The 15,542-nt window shown below is 34.4% G+C and carries 19 protein-coding genes and 1 pseudogene; 5 read left to right on the forward strand and 15 right to left on the reverse strand.

The window, feature by feature from the left end:
* Positions 1-318: 318 nt before the first annotated feature.
* From OW492_RS12205 to OW492_RS12255, 11 genes and pseudogenes are all read right to left on the reverse strand, one after another.
* Positions 319-933: a flavin prenyltransferase UbiX gene (locus tag OW492_RS12205; RefSeq protein ID WP_290040287.1), complete on the reverse strand. Its 615-nt coding sequence runs from the start codon at positions 931-933 to the stop codon at positions 319-321.
* A gap of 13 nt (positions 934-946) precedes the next feature.
* The gene (gene mpl, locus OW492_RS12210) at positions 947-2,287 is read right to left on the reverse strand and encodes a UDP-N-acetylmuramate:L-alanyl-gamma-D-glutamyl-meso-diaminopimelate ligase (RefSeq protein ID WP_290040288.1); all 1,341 of its coding nucleotides are present in this window, start codon (positions 2,285-2,287) and stop codon (positions 947-949) included.
* 210 nt (positions 2,288-2,497) lie between these two features.
* Positions 2,498-3,418, reverse strand: a complete 921-nt coding sequence (locus OW492_RS12215; protein ID WP_290040289.1) for a manganese-dependent inorganic pyrophosphatase — start codon at positions 3,416-3,418, stop codon at positions 2,498-2,500.
* 677 nt (positions 3,419-4,095) lie between these two features.
* Positions 4,096-4,602: a deoxynucleoside kinase gene (locus OW492_RS12220; RefSeq protein ID WP_290040291.1), complete on the reverse strand. Its 507-nt coding sequence runs from the start codon at positions 4,600-4,602 to the stop codon at positions 4,096-4,098.
* 143 nt (positions 4,603-4,745) lie between these two features.
* Positions 4,746-6,056, reverse strand: coding sequence for a DUF4145 domain-containing protein (locus OW492_RS12225; RefSeq protein ID WP_290040293.1), 1,311 nt, complete (start codon positions 6,054-6,056; stop codon positions 4,746-4,748).
* Positions 6,053-7,030, reverse strand: coding sequence for a viperin family antiviral radical SAM protein (locus OW492_RS12230; RefSeq protein WP_290040295.1), 978 nt, complete (start codon positions 7,028-7,030; stop codon positions 6,053-6,055). Before OW492_RS12230 ends, OW492_RS12225 begins: the two co-directional genes overlap by 4 nt.
* Before the next feature lie 196 nt (positions 7,031-7,226).
* Positions 7,227-7,910: a hypothetical protein gene (locus tag OW492_RS12235; protein WP_290040297.1), complete on the reverse strand. Its 684-nt coding sequence runs from the start codon at positions 7,908-7,910 to the stop codon at positions 7,227-7,229.
* Positions 7,888-8,313, reverse strand: a complete 426-nt coding sequence (locus OW492_RS12240; RefSeq protein ID WP_290040299.1) for a hypothetical protein — start codon at positions 8,311-8,313, stop codon at positions 7,888-7,890. Before OW492_RS12240 ends, OW492_RS12235 begins: the two co-directional genes overlap by 23 nt.
* Complete coding sequence (locus OW492_RS12245; RefSeq protein ID WP_290040301.1) at positions 8,306-9,142, reverse strand: hypothetical protein; 837 nt, start codon at positions 9,140-9,142, stop codon at positions 8,306-8,308. Before OW492_RS12245 ends, OW492_RS12240 begins: the two co-directional genes overlap by 8 nt.
* Before the next feature lie 80 nt (positions 9,143-9,222).
* Complete coding sequence (locus OW492_RS12250) at positions 9,223-9,417, reverse strand: hypothetical protein (protein WP_290040303.1); 195 nt, start codon at positions 9,415-9,417, stop codon at positions 9,223-9,225.
* Positions 9,402-9,683, reverse strand: a pseudogene (locus OW492_RS12255) (type I restriction-modification system subunit M N-terminal domain-containing protein); the annotation flags it as partial. The gene OW492_RS12250 and the pseudogene OW492_RS12255, both read right to left, overlap by 16 nt.
* 353 nt (positions 9,684-10,036) lie before the next feature.
* Here OW492_RS12255 and OW492_RS12260 point away from each other — a divergent pair.
* From OW492_RS12260 to OW492_RS12275, 4 genes are all read left to right on the forward strand, one after another.
* Positions 10,037-10,735: a hypothetical protein gene (locus OW492_RS12260; RefSeq protein ID WP_290040304.1), complete on the forward strand. Its 699-nt coding sequence runs from the start codon at positions 10,037-10,039 to the stop codon at positions 10,733-10,735.
* Positions 10,736-10,749: 14 nt separating this feature from the next.
* Positions 10,750-11,556, forward strand: coding sequence for a hypothetical protein (locus tag OW492_RS12265; protein WP_290040306.1), 807 nt, complete (start codon positions 10,750-10,752; stop codon positions 11,554-11,556).
* An 85-nt stretch (positions 11,557-11,641) separates the two neighbouring features.
* Positions 11,642-12,454: a hypothetical protein gene (locus tag OW492_RS12270; RefSeq protein ID WP_290040308.1), complete on the forward strand. Its 813-nt coding sequence runs from the start codon at positions 11,642-11,644 to the stop codon at positions 12,452-12,454.
* A 37-nt stretch (positions 12,455-12,491) separates the two neighbouring features.
* Positions 12,492-12,794, forward strand: a complete 303-nt coding sequence (locus OW492_RS12275; RefSeq protein ID WP_290040310.1) for a hypothetical protein — start codon at positions 12,492-12,494, stop codon at positions 12,792-12,794.
* A 161-nt stretch (positions 12,795-12,955) separates the two neighbouring features.
* On the opposite strand, the gene OW492_RS12280 is transcribed toward OW492_RS12275, so the two are convergent.
* On the reverse strand, positions 12,956-13,117 hold the full coding sequence (locus OW492_RS12280) for a helix-turn-helix transcriptional regulator (RefSeq protein WP_290040311.1): 162 nt from the start codon (positions 13,115-13,117) through the stop codon (positions 12,956-12,958).
* Positions 13,118-13,273: 156 nt separating this feature from the next.
* On the opposite strand from OW492_RS12280, the gene OW492_RS12285 reads away from it, so the two are divergent.
* A complete protein-coding gene (locus tag OW492_RS12285; RefSeq protein WP_290040312.1) occupies positions 13,274-13,438 on the forward strand; it encodes a hypothetical protein in 165 nt (54 codons plus the stop codon).
* A 208-nt stretch (positions 13,439-13,646) separates the two neighbouring features.
* Here OW492_RS12285 and OW492_RS12290 read toward each other — a convergent pair whose 3' ends face one another.
* The 3 genes from OW492_RS12290 to OW492_RS12300 form a co-directional block, all read right to left on the reverse strand.
* Positions 13,647-14,156 carry a DDE-type integrase/transposase/recombinase gene (locus tag OW492_RS12290; protein ID WP_290040314.1) on the reverse strand — a complete coding sequence of 170 codons (510 nt, stop codon included), beginning with the start codon at positions 14,154-14,156 and terminating at the stop codon, positions 13,647-13,649.
* Positions 14,157-14,634: 478 nt separating this feature from the next.
* A complete protein-coding gene (locus OW492_RS12295) occupies positions 14,635-14,844 on the reverse strand; it encodes a hypothetical protein (RefSeq protein WP_290040316.1) in 210 nt (69 codons plus the stop codon).
* 238 nt (positions 14,845-15,082) lie between these two features.
* On the reverse strand, positions 15,083-15,388 hold the full coding sequence (locus tag OW492_RS12300; RefSeq protein WP_290040318.1) for a TnsA endonuclease N-terminal domain-containing protein: 306 nt from the start codon (positions 15,386-15,388) through the stop codon (positions 15,083-15,085).
* Positions 15,389-15,542 lie beyond the last annotated feature (154 nt).

A 15,542-nucleotide genomic window follows, 5' to 3' on the forward strand; every position in this document is an offset into this window, starting at 1 on the left:
AATCACATCAACAATAAGTGCTCACACAGATTGTTTGATTAAATTGTTAAAGAGCATGCCTTTCGGCTAGGCGGCGTATATTACGCTAACCTTCAACCTTGTCAACAATAAACTTTAAAAGTTTTTATTGACTCAAACTCGTTGAGTTTAATGGTTCAGACTGCGTTAGTAACTTGCGCTACATCCCGTGTCTGTGGGTGCGCATTATAGGGATTAAGATCACATTGGCAAGCGTTTTATTGTAATTAAATGGTTATTTTTACTATTTATTTTAATTCGTTTAAATAACCATCAAATAACACTATTTTTGCTGAATTTTTACTCGCACCAACGTTTACTAGTTTGGTGTTCGATCTTTAAATGGTCCATCACTCTGGCTACCATAAAATCTTGTAATTCTAGAATAGTGGTTGGTTTATGATAAAAACCTGGTGCTAATGGCATTACTGTTGCGCCTAACTCAGATAATGTAAGCATATTTTTCAAATGTAATGTAGAAAATGGCGCTTCTCTTGGCATGACAATCAGCTGCCCTCTTTCTTTAAATACAACATCAGCAGCTCTTTCAATAAGATTATTAGATAAACCTTGTGCAATAGAAGCGAGTGTTCCACAACTACAAGGGCAAACAACCATTTTTTTAGGTGCCGAAGAGCCAGATGCTACCGGTGAAAACCAATCTTTCGCTGTTAATGCAACAATCTGCCCTTCTTGACTATTAAAACGAGAAACTAAAAATGTATTTAACGTATCAATATCACGAGGCCATTCTTCATCAGCTTCTGTGTTTAGTACGATCTGCGCCGCTTCTGACAACAATAGATATACTTTTACGTTTGCGTCCACCATGGTTTGTAACAAACGTAAAAAGTATCCACTTCCAGATGCGCCTGTTACACCTAAAGTCACGGTATCGTTATATTGCATTGTCATCTTTTTGCTCACTCTATAATCTATCTAATAATTTTTGATGAATATTGCCAAAGCCACCATTACTCATTACTAAGATATGATCATTTGGTTTTGCCTTTTTCACCACTTGTTCAACTAATGTATCTATATCTGTTTCTATCTGTACACGTTTACCTTGTTCATCAAATAATTCTTGCATTGACCACTGAATGTTTTTATCTTCGAAACAATATACGTGGTCTGCAACATTTAAAGAATTTACTAAAGCTTCTTTATGAATACCTAATTTCATCGTATTAGATCGTGGCTCTAATACAGCGATGATATTTTCATCCCCTACTTTTGCTCGTAATCCGGCTAACGTTGTTTTAATCGCTGTTGGGTGATGTGCAAAATCATCATAAACAGTAATATTATTTACCGTCCCCTTTACTTCCATACGACGCTTGATACTTTTAAACTCAGCCAATGCAGCAATTGATATTTCTGGTGTTACGCCAACATGGCGAGCTGCTGCAATCGCGGCTAATGCGTTATCAATATTATGGTCTCCCATCAATTCCCAGTTAACCAGACCTTGATTTTGTTGGTCTAATTGCACTTGGAACTGTGTGCCATCTTCTTTTACTTTGATAGCTGACCAGTTTTTACCTAGGTATTCCACTTCACTCCAGCACCCCATATGTTTAACCGACATAAGAGCTTCATCTTTATTGGGGATAAATACGCGGCCAGTACTCGGTATACTACGCATCAAGTGATGAAATTGTTTTTTAATCGCATTTAAATCTTCAAAAATATCTGCATGATCGAACTCTAGGTTATTTAATACTAAGGTTCTTGGACGGTAATGAACGAATTTAGAACGTTTATCAAAGAAGGCACTATCGTATTCATCAGCTTCAATAACAAAGAAAGGCGTTTCTCCTAAACGAGCAGATAATCCAAAGTTCTCAGGTACGCCACCAATCAAAAAGCCTGGTTGCATATTGGCGTATTCTAAGATCCATGCCAACATACTAGATGTTGAGGTCTTACCATGCGTACCAGCCACCGCTAATACCCAACGATCTTTTAATACATGCTCTAATAACCATTGTGGACCAGAGATATAAGGGATTTGTTTATCTAATACAGCTTCTACACATGGGTTACCACGACTCATGGCATTACCAATGACCACTAAGTCAGGTTTGTTATCTAACTGGCTTGGATCAAAGCCCTGAATTAATTCGATCCCCTGTTTTTCTAGTTGAGTACTCATTGGCGGATAGACATTTTTATCTGAACCAGTCACTTTATAACCTAATGATTTAGCTAAGATAGCAACGCCACCCATGAATGTGCCACAAATGCCAAGTATATGAATATGCATGAAACCTCGATATGCCGAATAAAATAGAGATGAGAAAAGATGTTAACAACATATCTAACAAAAAATAAGAGGGAGTAATAACAAATAGCAGGAATTAAACGTACATTAACTTTATCTTAGATAATAAAAAAGGCGAATTCCCTCAGGAAATCCGCCTTAGCCATAAAACAGTAACTAATAAACTAACTGACTTAGCTTATTAGTTGTTTTTTATTCTGCTTCAAATGCAGCTTGTAAGAATGGAATAATTTGCTTCTTACGGCTTACTACGCCGGGTAAATCAAATGTATGATCTACAACGGTGCTGTTCAATGCCTTAGCGACTTTATCTTCATCTTCTGAGATTATAATTGCTACGGTATCAAGTTTATTGATATCTGTTAATAAAACGATGGTTGAGTGATAACCTTTTTCAGCTTGCAAAACGCCCATCTCAGCTAACATGTCTGATTTTTTAGATAATGCTGTATCTAAAGAAGTTAATTCAAGTTGGCCGATTGCTAATTTATCACCCGCCATTTCAAATACTTTTTGATCACGCAAAATTAATTCAGCAGCAGGTACCGATGCGATATCTGATTTAGCTTCAAACTGCGCAGCAGCAAATGCTTCAATATCATCAACGCCAGCGATTGCAGCTAATTCATTCGCAGCAACTTTATCGATATCAGTCGTTGTTGGGCCTTGGAAGTTAACCGTATCAGAGATGATTGCACCCATCATCATTTTAGCTACAGGCGCATCTGGAACTTGGTTATTAAATTTATACATGTTGTATACGATAGTTGCACTACAACCTACTGGCCAAATCCAACACTCTAATGGAGTAGACGTTGTGATATCACCTAATTTATGGTGGTCCACAATACCTAGAATTGTTGCTTTCTTCATGTCTGCAGTACCTTGACCCCAGTCAGAGTAGTCAACAATAAAAATTTCTTCACCCGCAACTTCTGTACGGATTTCTGGTTGTGGCAAACCTGATTGCTCTAACAAGAATAACGCTTCTGGATTTGGCTCACCTTGTAGAGCAGGTGTTGCTGTTTTACCCATTTTATTAAATAAGCTGGCAAGGCCAATAGCACTACAAAGGCTATCACAGTCCGGGTTTTGGTGTCCTAATACGATCATCGTTGTTTCCACATATGTTAGTAAATTAATTTGGGGGTTATTAGTTAATTACTTGAAGAATACCTGATTCTGCAAGTAATTTTAAGTATAAACGCTTATCTAAAATAACTATTTTTAATCTTACTATTCTTACATTAGAAGTATTAAGCGTTAAGATATTATTCTACATAGAATATTAGTAGTTATTCTTAGTATTAATTATCGAGTGCAATAAATTAATACTTTCTATCATCTCATTTAGATAGATTCAGAAACGTTAATATAAATAAAATTATACTCCGATGAGTTAGCAAAATATATAATACTGCTTAAGGTGAAAAAGTACTGCTTATTACACCTTTTTTAAATGCAAAGTGAGAGTACCATTTAGCCATTAGGTTAAGCATTTAATTGATAATATAAATTTAGCTAAAGTTTTATAAATAACCTTTATAAGTTAAAAACAGCCTGAGTCTTTTTATGGTTGAACTCGAAGGCCGTTTAAAAATGTGAACTAAACTAGGTGGTTAAACCAAAAACGCGACAAAAACTAGCAATGTCAGTTCAAAGCTGAACGAACCACCTAAATAAAACTTAGTTTTAGCGACTTACCTTCGCAAAAACAAGATTAATTTGTTCTTTCATTAGTTGATAGTTTTCCTCTATAGAACGACCATGTTTTTCTGATGTATCAATTTCTACAATGGGGATATCAAACCACTTAAAGATTTTTTATAGGCTGTTTCTACACAATTATTTTGCGTTATTTCATCGCCGTACCACTGAAGCTCACCACCTCTAGCTTTTATCCTACTTTCTATAGTGTCTGCATCAGCTTTAACAAAGACAACCACTTCTGGAAGAAGAAGTTTTTCGGCAATGTTAAGCGTATCAAAGATACACTTGACTGTATTTTCTCCAAGCATAATGGTCTGGTATGCTAATGTTGAAAATATATATCTGTCTAGTATGACATCCCCTGACTCTACTCCCTCCGAGACCTCATGACTCTTCAAAAAGTTATTCATCAAAAAAAATAACAAAGCACTCTCCATTGATTCATAAGAATCAATGACCTTTCTTAGTTCTAATGACTCATCTACAACTGCTGAATGAACCATGGAGTTTCTCTCTTTTGCATAGAGTGAACTTAGTGTTGTTTTTCCACACGCGTCTAATCCTTCAAAAACGATAAATTTATTCACTTTTCACACCTATTCTAATTTATAATTTGTCAGTAAAATGGAGGCCCTTATAACGACCACCAATATAAACTTCACTTTTACGTTGGCACTTTTTAGCGCTATAACGTACAACTGTATTTTTGATTTTTTAGAATCAGAGTAATTTATGGGTTATTCATTTTCTTCTCAACTTGTGCCCACTGAATCTTTAATCTATTCTTTGCTATTTCAAAATCAGATACTTTCAAAAGATAGTCTGCAAACGCAGTCATCATTCCAAGAGGATTTATAAAATCATTTTTCATGTACTTTAACGCGCTCGCATTACCTAATTTAATCGCTTTATTTAAACATTCTTCAGCTAGTTCAATATCAGCTTTAACATACTCTCCTCGATGAAATATCTTAGCTAACTCAAACATTGAATCAGCACAACCAAATTCACTTGCTTGCCTAAAGTATTCAATGGATAGATTGATATCTCTTGCACAAGCCTTGCCTTCAAGATAAATAATCCCTTTCTTATGCAGACTGAAATTGTCTTTTATTGCTTTGTCATGAGTGATTAATTTGGCTCCCTCTTTATAGTGGCCAGCTAAGTATTTTTTCCACCCTAATTGTGGATACGCTGCGCTATATTTCCTTTTAACCAATGCACGTAAAATTAATTGTTCTTCATCTGGATTAATTTCAGCGATTTTTTCAGTTATAGAGAGCATTACATAATGAAATAGTGACTCATAACCATTAGGGCTAATTTTGATACCTTGCTTATTCTTGATAGAGATATCTGAAATAGATAAACCTGTACTAAAATAAAATGCACTTTTAAAGCATTCATTAGCAAAGCGATAATAAGGGTTTGGCACTTTAGAACGACCATCATTACACAAGACAAAATTTTCGCGTTCTTTCGCTAAGCTTTGATACACAATCCCTAGGGTAAAATGTTTTTGATGATCTGTTGAACCTAAGCAAGTGTAGAAAAGCTCTTTAACTCCTTGTCCACCAGCTGCAGATAGAGCGTATTTAGGTATACGTTTTACTACCTTAAGATCAATAGCTACTAACTCCAATATTTCTAATATGTCTTTACGCACTTTTATTGCATTACTTATAAGCTTCTTAGTATGTGCCGTAATATCAATGTTTCTTATCTCTTTTTTTCCAATCAAGTTCTCAGGTAGGTGCACGCCCGCATTTGTTTGTTGTCTAGCTTTGTGTAACAACTCTTTTGTAATAACGTTGATAAACGTTTCTTTAGCTAATTCATTAATTTGCTCGCATAAATCAGTATTATCAAATTCGTAATCATAATTTTTCGCCACTTTTAAGCATAAACTCTCGAGCCCCTTTCTAAACATCATTAAACTAACATCGGCATATACGTCCATTAACATTAATGCATTGCTATATTCAGTGGCTATAGGCTCACCGAATAAAGCTACAAATTGCTTGTCATTATCAATACTCATGCTAATTCTCCTTGACTTAAAAGAGACAATGATTGGTTTTGCTTAAACTGGTATTCACGATCACTAATCAGTTCAAGTACATTCATTACGGTTGATTTTTTATAACGGCTGCTAAATATTTCCCAATCAATCTCACAGATCTTTAATGCTTGATCAACGCTAACATCTAAAATTAACTCACCATATTGGTAACCGCTTTGTGTGGTACTATTTTGATAAAAACGACCTTCAGGATTAATCATTAAATATGAATTGGTCATTGCATCATTATCTTCAACAACCATCACTTCGCTTAACTCTTGATGATTATCGACAAAATCAGAAAACTGCTTATCAGTTACTAAGAGCTGTTTATTTAATACAGGAAGTACTTGAAATACTTTCCATTTATCAGGGCAGATCTGAGCAATCAGCTCTACAAATGACTCTTGATAATTCAAGCTATTGACCACTGTATTTACTTTTATCGAAATAGTTGGATTAACCTTACGTAGACGATTAACAGTATTAATTAAATCAACTTCATCAAATGAGCCACCTTTTCGATCTATTCGACCAATATTTTTTCTACCATCAACAGATTGACTATCAAAGCTAATACCAATCATCGAGAATAAAGAACCATAATGGTTTATAAATTCATTGGTTAAGTAATGCCCATTAGTAATAAGCGATAAGTTAAAACCAAGCTCCTTAGCTTTTAAAATGAGTTGTGAAAAACGTTCTTTCAGAATTAAAGGTTCACCACCTGCAAAATTAATACGAACACTTTTATAGGGAAAAGTAGCTTTGACTTGATGAGTATTTTCATCAAAAAAATAAGCGGCTAATTTTTCAAGCATTAACTCTGCATCTTTCCCTTGGGCATGTATTTCATTTGGGCGGTCCCATTTCGCATAACAAAATTTGCAAGAGTAATTACAAACTTCTGTAACATGATAATTAATGACTAGTTCATTAAATGAATTACTCATAAGAAACTCCTAATACAAGGTTCATAAGTATTTCTTTAATGAGTTGATCCGCTAAAGATAATTGATTGGTCTCATTAATTAGAGAAAGAAGAACTAAATGATACATAATTTACTCCTAATATCACCGCACTATGCGGTGACTTCAGGAGCAAGTATCAAACTGTGAAATTCACAAAAAAGGGGGAAATGAAATTATTTAATATTTATTTAGTAACTGTGCATACTCCTCATATTCCGCTTTTTTACTGTAGTAAAGCTGTACTAACCATTCACCATGCTCACTAGTAAAAGCCTCAGGATGATCTAGAATCAATACGCCAAGCTTGCCAAACTCTCCCTCAATAACGGCCTTTAATGCTAGATCGTAGGGGCTAGAATCCATATCCAGGGCAATAGAATTAGCAATCATCTCCATTGAACTGTATTTCCCATCACTAAAAGGATAAGGGATCTCATCTTGAGCCCAATCTACCTCTTCATTTAATAAAAAAAGTCGAAGGTCGCCAACATGTTTATCCAGCGCTTGAAACAATACCTTTTTTGCTTTCCATTCATTGGCAAATTTTTCAAAATTGTCGGCTTCAATTTTTTCACCATTAAGCCAATTAATCACTAATTTTTTATCTTCAAATAAAGTATCTAAAATCACTAGATTGCGAATAAAAACATGATTACCAGCTTTAATGGGCTTAGGTACATAATCAACTGACTCTGACTTTACGTCTGGCTCATCAAGCAGCTTAGCTTTTAGCTTTTTATCTTTAACGTAATAATTTAAGCGAGCTCTCAACCGCTCAGGCAACAAGTAACGTTCAATGCCTAAAGCTTGACAGGCAACAGCTGCAATACTTGTATTCTTACCAGCCATATCGATTTCCATAGCAGCCGAGCCTTTGCTCAACCATACTCAGTGAAGAAGCGCCATCAGCAATAGCCTGGTAATTTATGCTATACGTATCAACATCACAGTCTTGCGCAGTTTTATATATGGCCCCAATACAAGTACCAGCTAAATATGCTTCTTTAAGCGAAGTACTAAAAGAAAGTAATGATTTTTTTTGCTCTATAAACTCAGAACAAGATTCTCTAAAGCTTATTCTAGAGTGAGAATAATAACCTGTGCATTGTCCCGCTAAATGAGCTTCAGTAACAGAGGTAGATAACCTTGTTAACAGTGACTGCTTTTGCTCTTCTTTTTCTTCGCAAGCTAGTTTTATATTAACGTCAGCGAAACTATTTGAGCTAAAAAGCAAGCTAGTAAATAATAAAAACCACTTATACATTCGCAGCCTCTACTTCTTTTAAATCCTTTGACACATCATTTTCAATCGGCTTATCAACAAGTTTAAAATTAATAAGACAAACAAGAAACAAACTGATAATAACGATATCATCAACCCAATACGGATTAAATTTAATGGTAATCAGAATAGGAATAAAACATAGGAAACACACTTTCAAGAATATATTGACACAATGAATCCCCAATAAACTGATATTAAATCGAAACGGGGTTTTAGCTGCTTTTCTATATTTACTAATTAATTGCTTAATTGCTTTAAAGTTTGCAACACAAAACCAAATTAATAGTAGTTGAACAAACAGGTTTTCTTGTGTTTTAAAAAACATTAAAAGACTTACAAAACCTATTATTCCTATAACAATGAGCATAAAAATAAAGTGTATAAGAGAGTGCCCCCAATGAGTCGGTAGTAATTTTTGGGCAATATGTTTCTCTCTAGAAACAAAATAAAATCTTGATTTAGATTGCACTTGAGCGGCTTTATTGAGCGTTGATAAGTAATTAAACACCAACTGATGATTTGTTTTATATGTTAAAAAACCAGCATCAGAGAACTGAAAGTCTGCATTTTCATCTAACAAAGTATTTTTCTTATCTAAATATTCGACGGCTTCAAACACTTTTGTTAACTGCTCATTTTCTTTATCTTTTATATCCGTTATCTCGAACTCAACATCCTTTTTTAAACACATTAAAGTGGTTCGCCACTGCTGTATTAATTCAAGCTGAGATAAAACAGCCTCAGATGTATCAGACTTCGTGTCTTGTGCGCTTTCACTTGCTTTGTTCGGTTCATCTTTACTGTTCATTTGACTTTAAATACCCTTTTTGATTAATTTAAAATAAGATTCTTTCAATAATTACTAACTTTAAAAATATACTGTATAAACTATGTCTTAATATTCGCCTTAACCGCCTCTGCTTGCTCAAAAATTTCTTTGTATACTTCATCACGGTGATTCCAGTCTGTGAACTTCGCTTTATTATCGACAATCACTTTTACCGCTTTAGCCAGTTCAATGAGCTTGTCTTCTGGGTAATCAAAGTCATAACGAATGGCTAGTTCATTTGAATAAACGACCAACGTGCGTCTTCAGGTAAGTAGAAGATATTTTCCATGGTGTAAAACTCCACCATATCGATATATTCATTGCCATGCTCTGCGGCAATGGCGTTTTTACGCACTTCAAACTTGTCACTGATGAATTTAAGGAAGATGAGACTTAATACGATGTGCTTGTATTCAGCCGATTCAACACTACCACGTAGTTTGTTGGCGGCATCCCAAAGTGATTCTTCAAAACCAACTTGTATTTTTTTTGGGGTCTTTTTTGCGGGAGATTTTGCCATGATTTTATACCTAAAACGTTGTTTGAAAGAGCTTACCCTTTAATAACTATAATCATACCGAACTATTCATAAAAATTTTACTTTTAAATCAAATAGATCACTGAATATTGTAAATATTGTGCAAGTAATACCAATTTAGCATGGAGCCTAATTAGTTTTGTTACTGTGCCTATTATTTCAATTGTCAAATATAGACTCCATGAACAAATCAAATTCAATCAAAGCTAAACTCAATCAAAACAATATTAATTTAAAAACAGATATTGATTAAATAAAAATAATCACTTACACTCCTTAAATCGAATCAAAACAATATCAACAATAAAATACATTTAGATTAAGGAGTTGATGGTATGTTACCTTGTCACGGAAAAATTGATTGTAATAAGTGTTATAACAATATGGACCGAGTTACCAATTTAAACCCGCTTTGGAAAATGAAAAATGATCCTGGTGCGTGGGGCTCAAGTAAACCTGAAGTTCTTATATTAGGCTTTTCAAAAGGCAGTACTCAGGCAAATATTTATGAGAACGGTAATTTTAATGATATTGCATTTGGCGGCCCCTCTCGTAGTCGACTTGACCAAGCATTGAAATGCGTTGGTCTACTTCAACCTAGCGAGCATGTAACCGATATGATATCGAACAACAATAGTAAAATGGCTTTTGGCTCACTAGTACGCTGTAGCTTAAGCCGAGAAGACAAAAATGGTAAACATGCATGCTCTGGCGCATTAATAAATAAATCATTCAAGGAAATTCCAGAAATATTAAACAACTGTGTTTCTCAACATATTGCTGTATTACCAGAAGAAACCAAGCTGATTATTATGCTAGGAGTAGGCGAGGCTTATATTAAAAATTGTCGCCATCTGTTATCTAAAATAGGTGACATAGAAGAAATAAACGCCGTTAGCTATAAAGTGAATAACAAAATGTTTGTTCATTTGACCCACCCTTCTCCTGCTAATGGGCATTTTAATGCTTGGATAGAAGGTGGAAACAAACAAAAGTTAGCTAAATTAGCAATTAACAAAACAATGACACTTTAAAAAGGAAAACTAAGATGAATGACTTTGAATTATTTTGGCAAGACTTAAACAGCGAGTTTACTCATTACATTAAGGCGACAGAAAAAGAGATGCCTGAAAAGCTACAGCTACTAATGAAATATGGCAAAACAGGTAAATTTGAGGAAGGTTTGGATGTCGACCTTCTGGATGATCTTTCATGTACTGTATTAACAGGTGAAATAGTTGCAGATATAAGAGGGTTAGACAAAAAGCCCCTTATACAACTCAAAGACGCACTGACACTTTTTTTTGCACGACTTAAGCTAGAAATAGAGAGAGGAGTTGAATTACCGCCGATGCTTGAAGCCTGTTTTCCGCTAATAGACTTAATGACAGGCGTTCAAGAGGATTATTTAACAATTTATGAGTTAAGCCTGCTCTGGGAAATGCATCCAAACACGATTAGAAATGAAGTGCTTAACACCACCAAAATTCGTTCGGAGCTTCAGAAGAAAGAGCGTTTGGTACTTGTACCTGTTGGACTTGCATTATCGTTATCCATGGAACGACGAGGGTTTACCGCGACAGAAGAGCCAGAAACAGAAGGCATGATATTAGTCCCTGTGACGTCTAACAATGAGTTTTTTAATTATCAGTGTCGAAACCGCAAAGGTTTTCGGATAGGCCTTAAAGGCTCAGAGTTTATTATTGATGACGTCACAACCGCGTTATCTGAACTCAGGTTAATGAAGCCTAAAGCTTACTGGCGCAGGAAGAACACATCAGGTAACTGGACAATTGTTTCGGCGATGCGTTGGGAGCTAAGAACAACAGAAGAAGTACTAGGTACTGAATCATAACAATACTGCTAATAAATACGATGCTGGGATGCTGATAGTTATTAGAAGCGACAATAAAATTTAATAAATTAGGTTTGAAATATAGATGCATGAATCTATCGCTAAAGCGCAATTAAAAGGTCAAGTTAGACTTGCACAATCTCAGTCAAAAGAGATTTTGGATCATATGCAAAATCAACATTTGCCTAAACCACTGCTCAGTAACAAAAAAGGTATCAATAAATATATAAAAGCATTTACTGATATGGCAGCTAATTCAATTATTAAAGAAAAGCATCATATTAAAAGGTCATCGTGGCACTATAAATATCAACTTATTCATTTTCAAGACACGCCAAGTAACATACCTGGATATGGCTCATATAATTCGATAATAATGTATTCTTTTGATACAAGAAAACTCATCAATATTAAGAAAATGGAACAAGGTCATGTCCATACTATAGTGAACATTTTCTGTCATGAGCATTTTTTTATTCGCTGTATTCAAAGAATTAATGCATTAAATATAGGCGATGTTGGTAAAAAAATTTATCCGATAATAGAGTGGTTGATACAAAATAACATCCCAATGAAACATATTCCTGAAGATGCCTACTTTGTGTGCGAAGACTGCGTGTTTGTGGCTTTAAGGTTGCCGAATAGTCAAGGTCTGTTGTTCAAGACTATTTTAATGAAAGACCAAATGACTGATAAACAAAATCGGCTATTCACTGAAAATAAAAACTTATCAGCAGGATCTGAGGTGTTTGCTTATTTGGTCAATGAAGAAGCCAGTATCCTAAGGACTATTCCAAAAGAAAATAATGATGCTTTTGCCATAGATTCAAAACCTTCAAATTGGCTGCTTCATTTAGAATATGGATCAACTGTTGAGAATGAACAAAACACAAAGTAAATATTTTTATAAAATTATTTGATAACGGGACAACAAAATGGCTTTAAACAAAGAAGACTTTCTACTAGATGTATGGGCATTTGATGATAACGGCAAAAAACTACCCCCCTATAAAGGTGAACGTGGTGCTAAAAAAGGTCTGTTTTCTGTTAATTTCACCAACGACACCAATAAATTTCAAGGTCTGACAGAAGAACAGCTGATTAAATCAATTGAAGTAGGCAAGTTTAAAAGCAGAGGTACTATCAGAATGCTACCGTTAGATTATAAACACGGTTGTGATCGTAATGCATTTGGCCCAACGTTTTATAAAGGAAAACATATAAAAGAATTCGGTTGAACGAGATTTGGAACCTAAAGTATGAGTTATATTTAACTTAATAATAGGCTCCGAATACACTTTTAATTAAAAAACTATTTATTAGTTTCATCTAATAATTTAATTAGTTTACTTGACTCATCTAGTTTATCAATCAAGCCAAAGTAGCACTCTCTTCAGACTCACAAAAAATAATTAACGGGTACATTTAATTCTTTAGCCATCTTTTTCAATGTATCGATATCAGGCATGTGGCGACCAGTTTCATAGTGGTTCATTCGACCACTTGCTGAGCTTGGGTCTATTCCTATTTTAATACCTAAATCTTTTTGACTTATTTTCATGTTTTTACGAGCCTGTTTAAGGCGCTCTGTAAAAAAGGATTTAACCTGCACTAGTACATCATCTCTATGAGTTTTATATAAAACTGATTGTCTAGTTTTTACCTTGCCCTGTATACTTAGGAATTCTAAGTTTATGGTTATTTCCGAGGCAGTGCAATGAGCAATAAAGTAGATATGAATGTATTTTTACATTCGCTTTTAGTAACTAAGCAAATGGATAATTTCACTATATCTGAAGCTAAAGAGGCTCTAATAGCTCATCTCGTTGAATTTACAGATCCTGTTGAAGCAAGAAAGTTTATATACCGCCAGTTAACCTGAGGTATTGAAAAAGGATTAATTAAACGTAGCGACACCCCAAATAAAAAAATTAGAAAAGTTATTTACTCCAAAACAGAGTTATTTTTTAACTCTACTTTTGTACCAAAAAAAGGGTAAATAAAGCTAAAAAGCTAATTCAACGTAAACAATGCCAACAAGAATTAAAAAAACTAAGTTATCAAACTGAGTTACAACAAGAACTTCTAACCTATGAAATAGACTTAAACACCTTAATCGAAGAGGCTAAGAAATATAAACGATGAAACTCTTCAACAAACGTTGAAAACCTCATAATTGCATCTTTCTTTGGATTATATTCTTCTTTTTCAAGAATATTTGAAAAGGTCTTACCGGGTAACTCAGATAAAAAGTATTGATTAATCATTCCAAAAAACCTTTCAACAAAAGGTTTTAACCAGGGTTTACGCACAGGGTTGTATTGAATATTGATGCCTGTAGCTTGACATGCATGCTCTAGGCTTTTTGACCAAAACTCTGCTCCGTTATCTACAACTAAGCTCTCAAATTTTCCATAGCAGGGCCATTCATTTTGCAGCTTAATATTTAAGTGGTCTAATTTTTTTGGTTTGATTGCATGTGAAATAGCCTTTGCTGCAGACACATAAGATGGCGCTTTGTAGCTTAGGTGAACCCCTAAAACACAGCTACTAAACACATCAACGACTAATGTTAAGTAAGGTCGCCCAATCGGAATCATTAACTCATCATCCAGTAAAATCAAATCAAGTGGAGTATGATCTATTTCTACCCGCTCTAATATACGTCTAGGCGGTATATGAGATGAGCAATAAGCAAACCATTGATCAGCTTTGAATTTACCATGTCGAGCAATGGCTGTCGGATAAGGGGGAAGTGATTTAATTCGTTTATTAAACGCGTTATAAGAAACAGTTGGAATTTTTCCATCAACAATATTTTCATTCGCAATAATAATAAGATCTTTATAATATTGGTAAGCTATAGATATTTTAGGTCTTATGGCATCTAGAAAGCGCTCTAACGCTTTATTAAAAAACGAGCTTTAGCATTTGTTCTGTTGCCCATTTTATGATTCCCAGCGGCCAATGAAGCAACATCGCCATCACTTTCTATATATTTTTTACGCCAGCGAACAACCTTCCGCCAATCAGGCCTTATTGAATTGTCTTTAACAAATAACTTATCCAATATTGGATCTATATTTTTTTGAGTCCATCCGCCAGTTTTTGTTTGTCTATAATGGTTATAAGCTTATATTTATCAAACGCTTTATCTTTCAAGAAATTAGAAAAGGTATCTAAATCTCTTTTAACTAGGTTTGCATCTTCTAATTTAATATACTGAGGTGGGGTATCGGGCTTGATAGGTATTAACTCTTCCGAAAATTCATCAAAAAAATCACTCATACTGAAAACCATAACTTAGGATTATTAGTTAAATCATCATTGTTTAAATCTGCTTTTAAAAACCCTTTATGAAGCAAAGCATAAAGGAAAGATCGGGCCTCACCTGTTGATAAGTTAAATTCCGAAGATATGTCGTTAAGCTTTACCACACCTGAATTTTTTATTGTTTTAAGCAACTCTTTTTGGATGGCACTTATCCCATAAATACCAGAATAACGATGTAAAAGTTTTAAGTTATTCAAACAGGATTAACACGGACTTGTTTATCTGTAACTAAAATAAGATTACACCCCAATGCCAATGAAGCTTCTCTTCTAGCTACAAATTTTTCTCTGAATAAAGGAGATGAAATTTTACTGTATGGTTTGTATTCATGAAATATTTCTACATCATCAAAATATTCAATTAGTGTATCTCGAGTGTAGGGAAGTGTTTTCCCTCTAAATTGGTATTTAAAGCCTTGAGGTTGGCTTCCATAACTTTTAATTGCATCATTATATTCATGATGAAAACAGGCATCGAACTCCAGTGTACTTTCACACATAACCACATCACTAATTTTTGTACTAGCAAATTTGAATACATTTTTTATTCAGAGATGTTTTTCGTAAATTTTGTATATACACAAAACAAACCTGATCGTTTTTTGTACAATTAAGTATATACTAGTTTAAAAATAAAACAATTTGTCAGACTAT

The organism is Psychromonas sp. 14N.309.X.WAT.B.A12 (genome assembly GCF_030397575.1).
In the GTDB taxonomy this organism is placed as follows: domain Bacteria; phylum Pseudomonadota; class Gammaproteobacteria; order Enterobacterales; family Psychromonadaceae; genus Psychromonas.

Bases quoted from the DNA above. Each gene is read 5' to 3' on its own strand.
- OW492_RS12205 (WP_290040287.1), bottom strand. From the start codon at position 933: ATGACAATGCAATATAACGATACCGTGACTTTAGGTGTAACAGGCGCA.
- mpl (WP_290040288.1), bottom strand. From the start codon at position 2,287: ATGCATATTCATATACTTGGCATTTGTGGCACATTCATGGGTGGCGTT.
- OW492_RS12215 (WP_290040289.1), bottom strand. From the start codon at position 3,418: ATGATCGTATTAGGACACCAAAACCCGGACTGTGATAGCCTTTGTAGT.
- OW492_RS12225 (WP_290040293.1), bottom strand. From the start codon at position 6,056: ATGAGTATTGATAATGACAAGCAATTTGTAGCTTTATTCGGTGAGCCT.
- OW492_RS12230 (WP_290040295.1), bottom strand. From the start codon at position 7,030: ATGAGTAATTCATTTAATGAACTAGTCATTAATTATCATGTTACAGAA.
- OW492_RS12235 (WP_290040297.1), bottom strand. From the start codon at position 7,910: ATGGAAATCGATATGGCTGGTAAGAATACAAGTATTGCAGCTGTTGCC.
- OW492_RS12240 (WP_290040299.1), bottom strand. From the start codon at position 8,313: ATGTATAAGTGGTTTTTATTATTTACTAGCTTGCTTTTTAGCTCAAAT.
- OW492_RS12245 (WP_290040301.1), bottom strand. From the start codon at position 9,142: ATGAACAGTAAAGATGAACCGAACAAAGCAAGTGAAAGCGCACAAGAC.
- OW492_RS12260 (WP_290040304.1), top strand. From the start codon at position 10,037: ATGTTACCTTGTCACGGAAAAATTGATTGTAATAAGTGTTATAACAAT.
- OW492_RS12265 (WP_290040306.1), top strand. From the start codon at position 10,750: ATGAATGACTTTGAATTATTTTGGCAAGACTTAAACAGCGAGTTTACT.
- OW492_RS12270 (WP_290040308.1), top strand. From the start codon at position 11,642: ATGCATGAATCTATCGCTAAAGCGCAATTAAAAGGTCAAGTTAGACTT.
- OW492_RS12275 (WP_290040310.1), top strand. From the start codon at position 12,492: ATGGCTTTAAACAAAGAAGACTTTCTACTAGATGTATGGGCATTTGAT.
- OW492_RS12280 (WP_290040311.1), bottom strand. From the start codon at position 13,117: ATGAAAATAAGTCAAAAAGATTTAGGTATTAAAATAGGAATAGACCCA.
- OW492_RS12285 (WP_290040312.1), top strand. From the start codon at position 13,274: ATGAGCAATAAAGTAGATATGAATGTATTTTTACATTCGCTTTTAGTA.
- OW492_RS12290 (WP_290040314.1), bottom strand. From the start codon at position 14,156: ATGATTCCGATTGGGCGACCTTACTTAACATTAGTCGTTGATGTGTTT.
- OW492_RS12295 (WP_290040316.1), bottom strand. From the start codon at position 14,844: ATGAGTGATTTTTTTGATGAATTTTCGGAAGAGTTAATACCTATCAAG.
- OW492_RS12300 (WP_290040318.1), bottom strand. From the start codon at position 15,388: ATGTGTGAAAGTACACTGGAGTTCGATGCCTGTTTTCATCATGAATAT.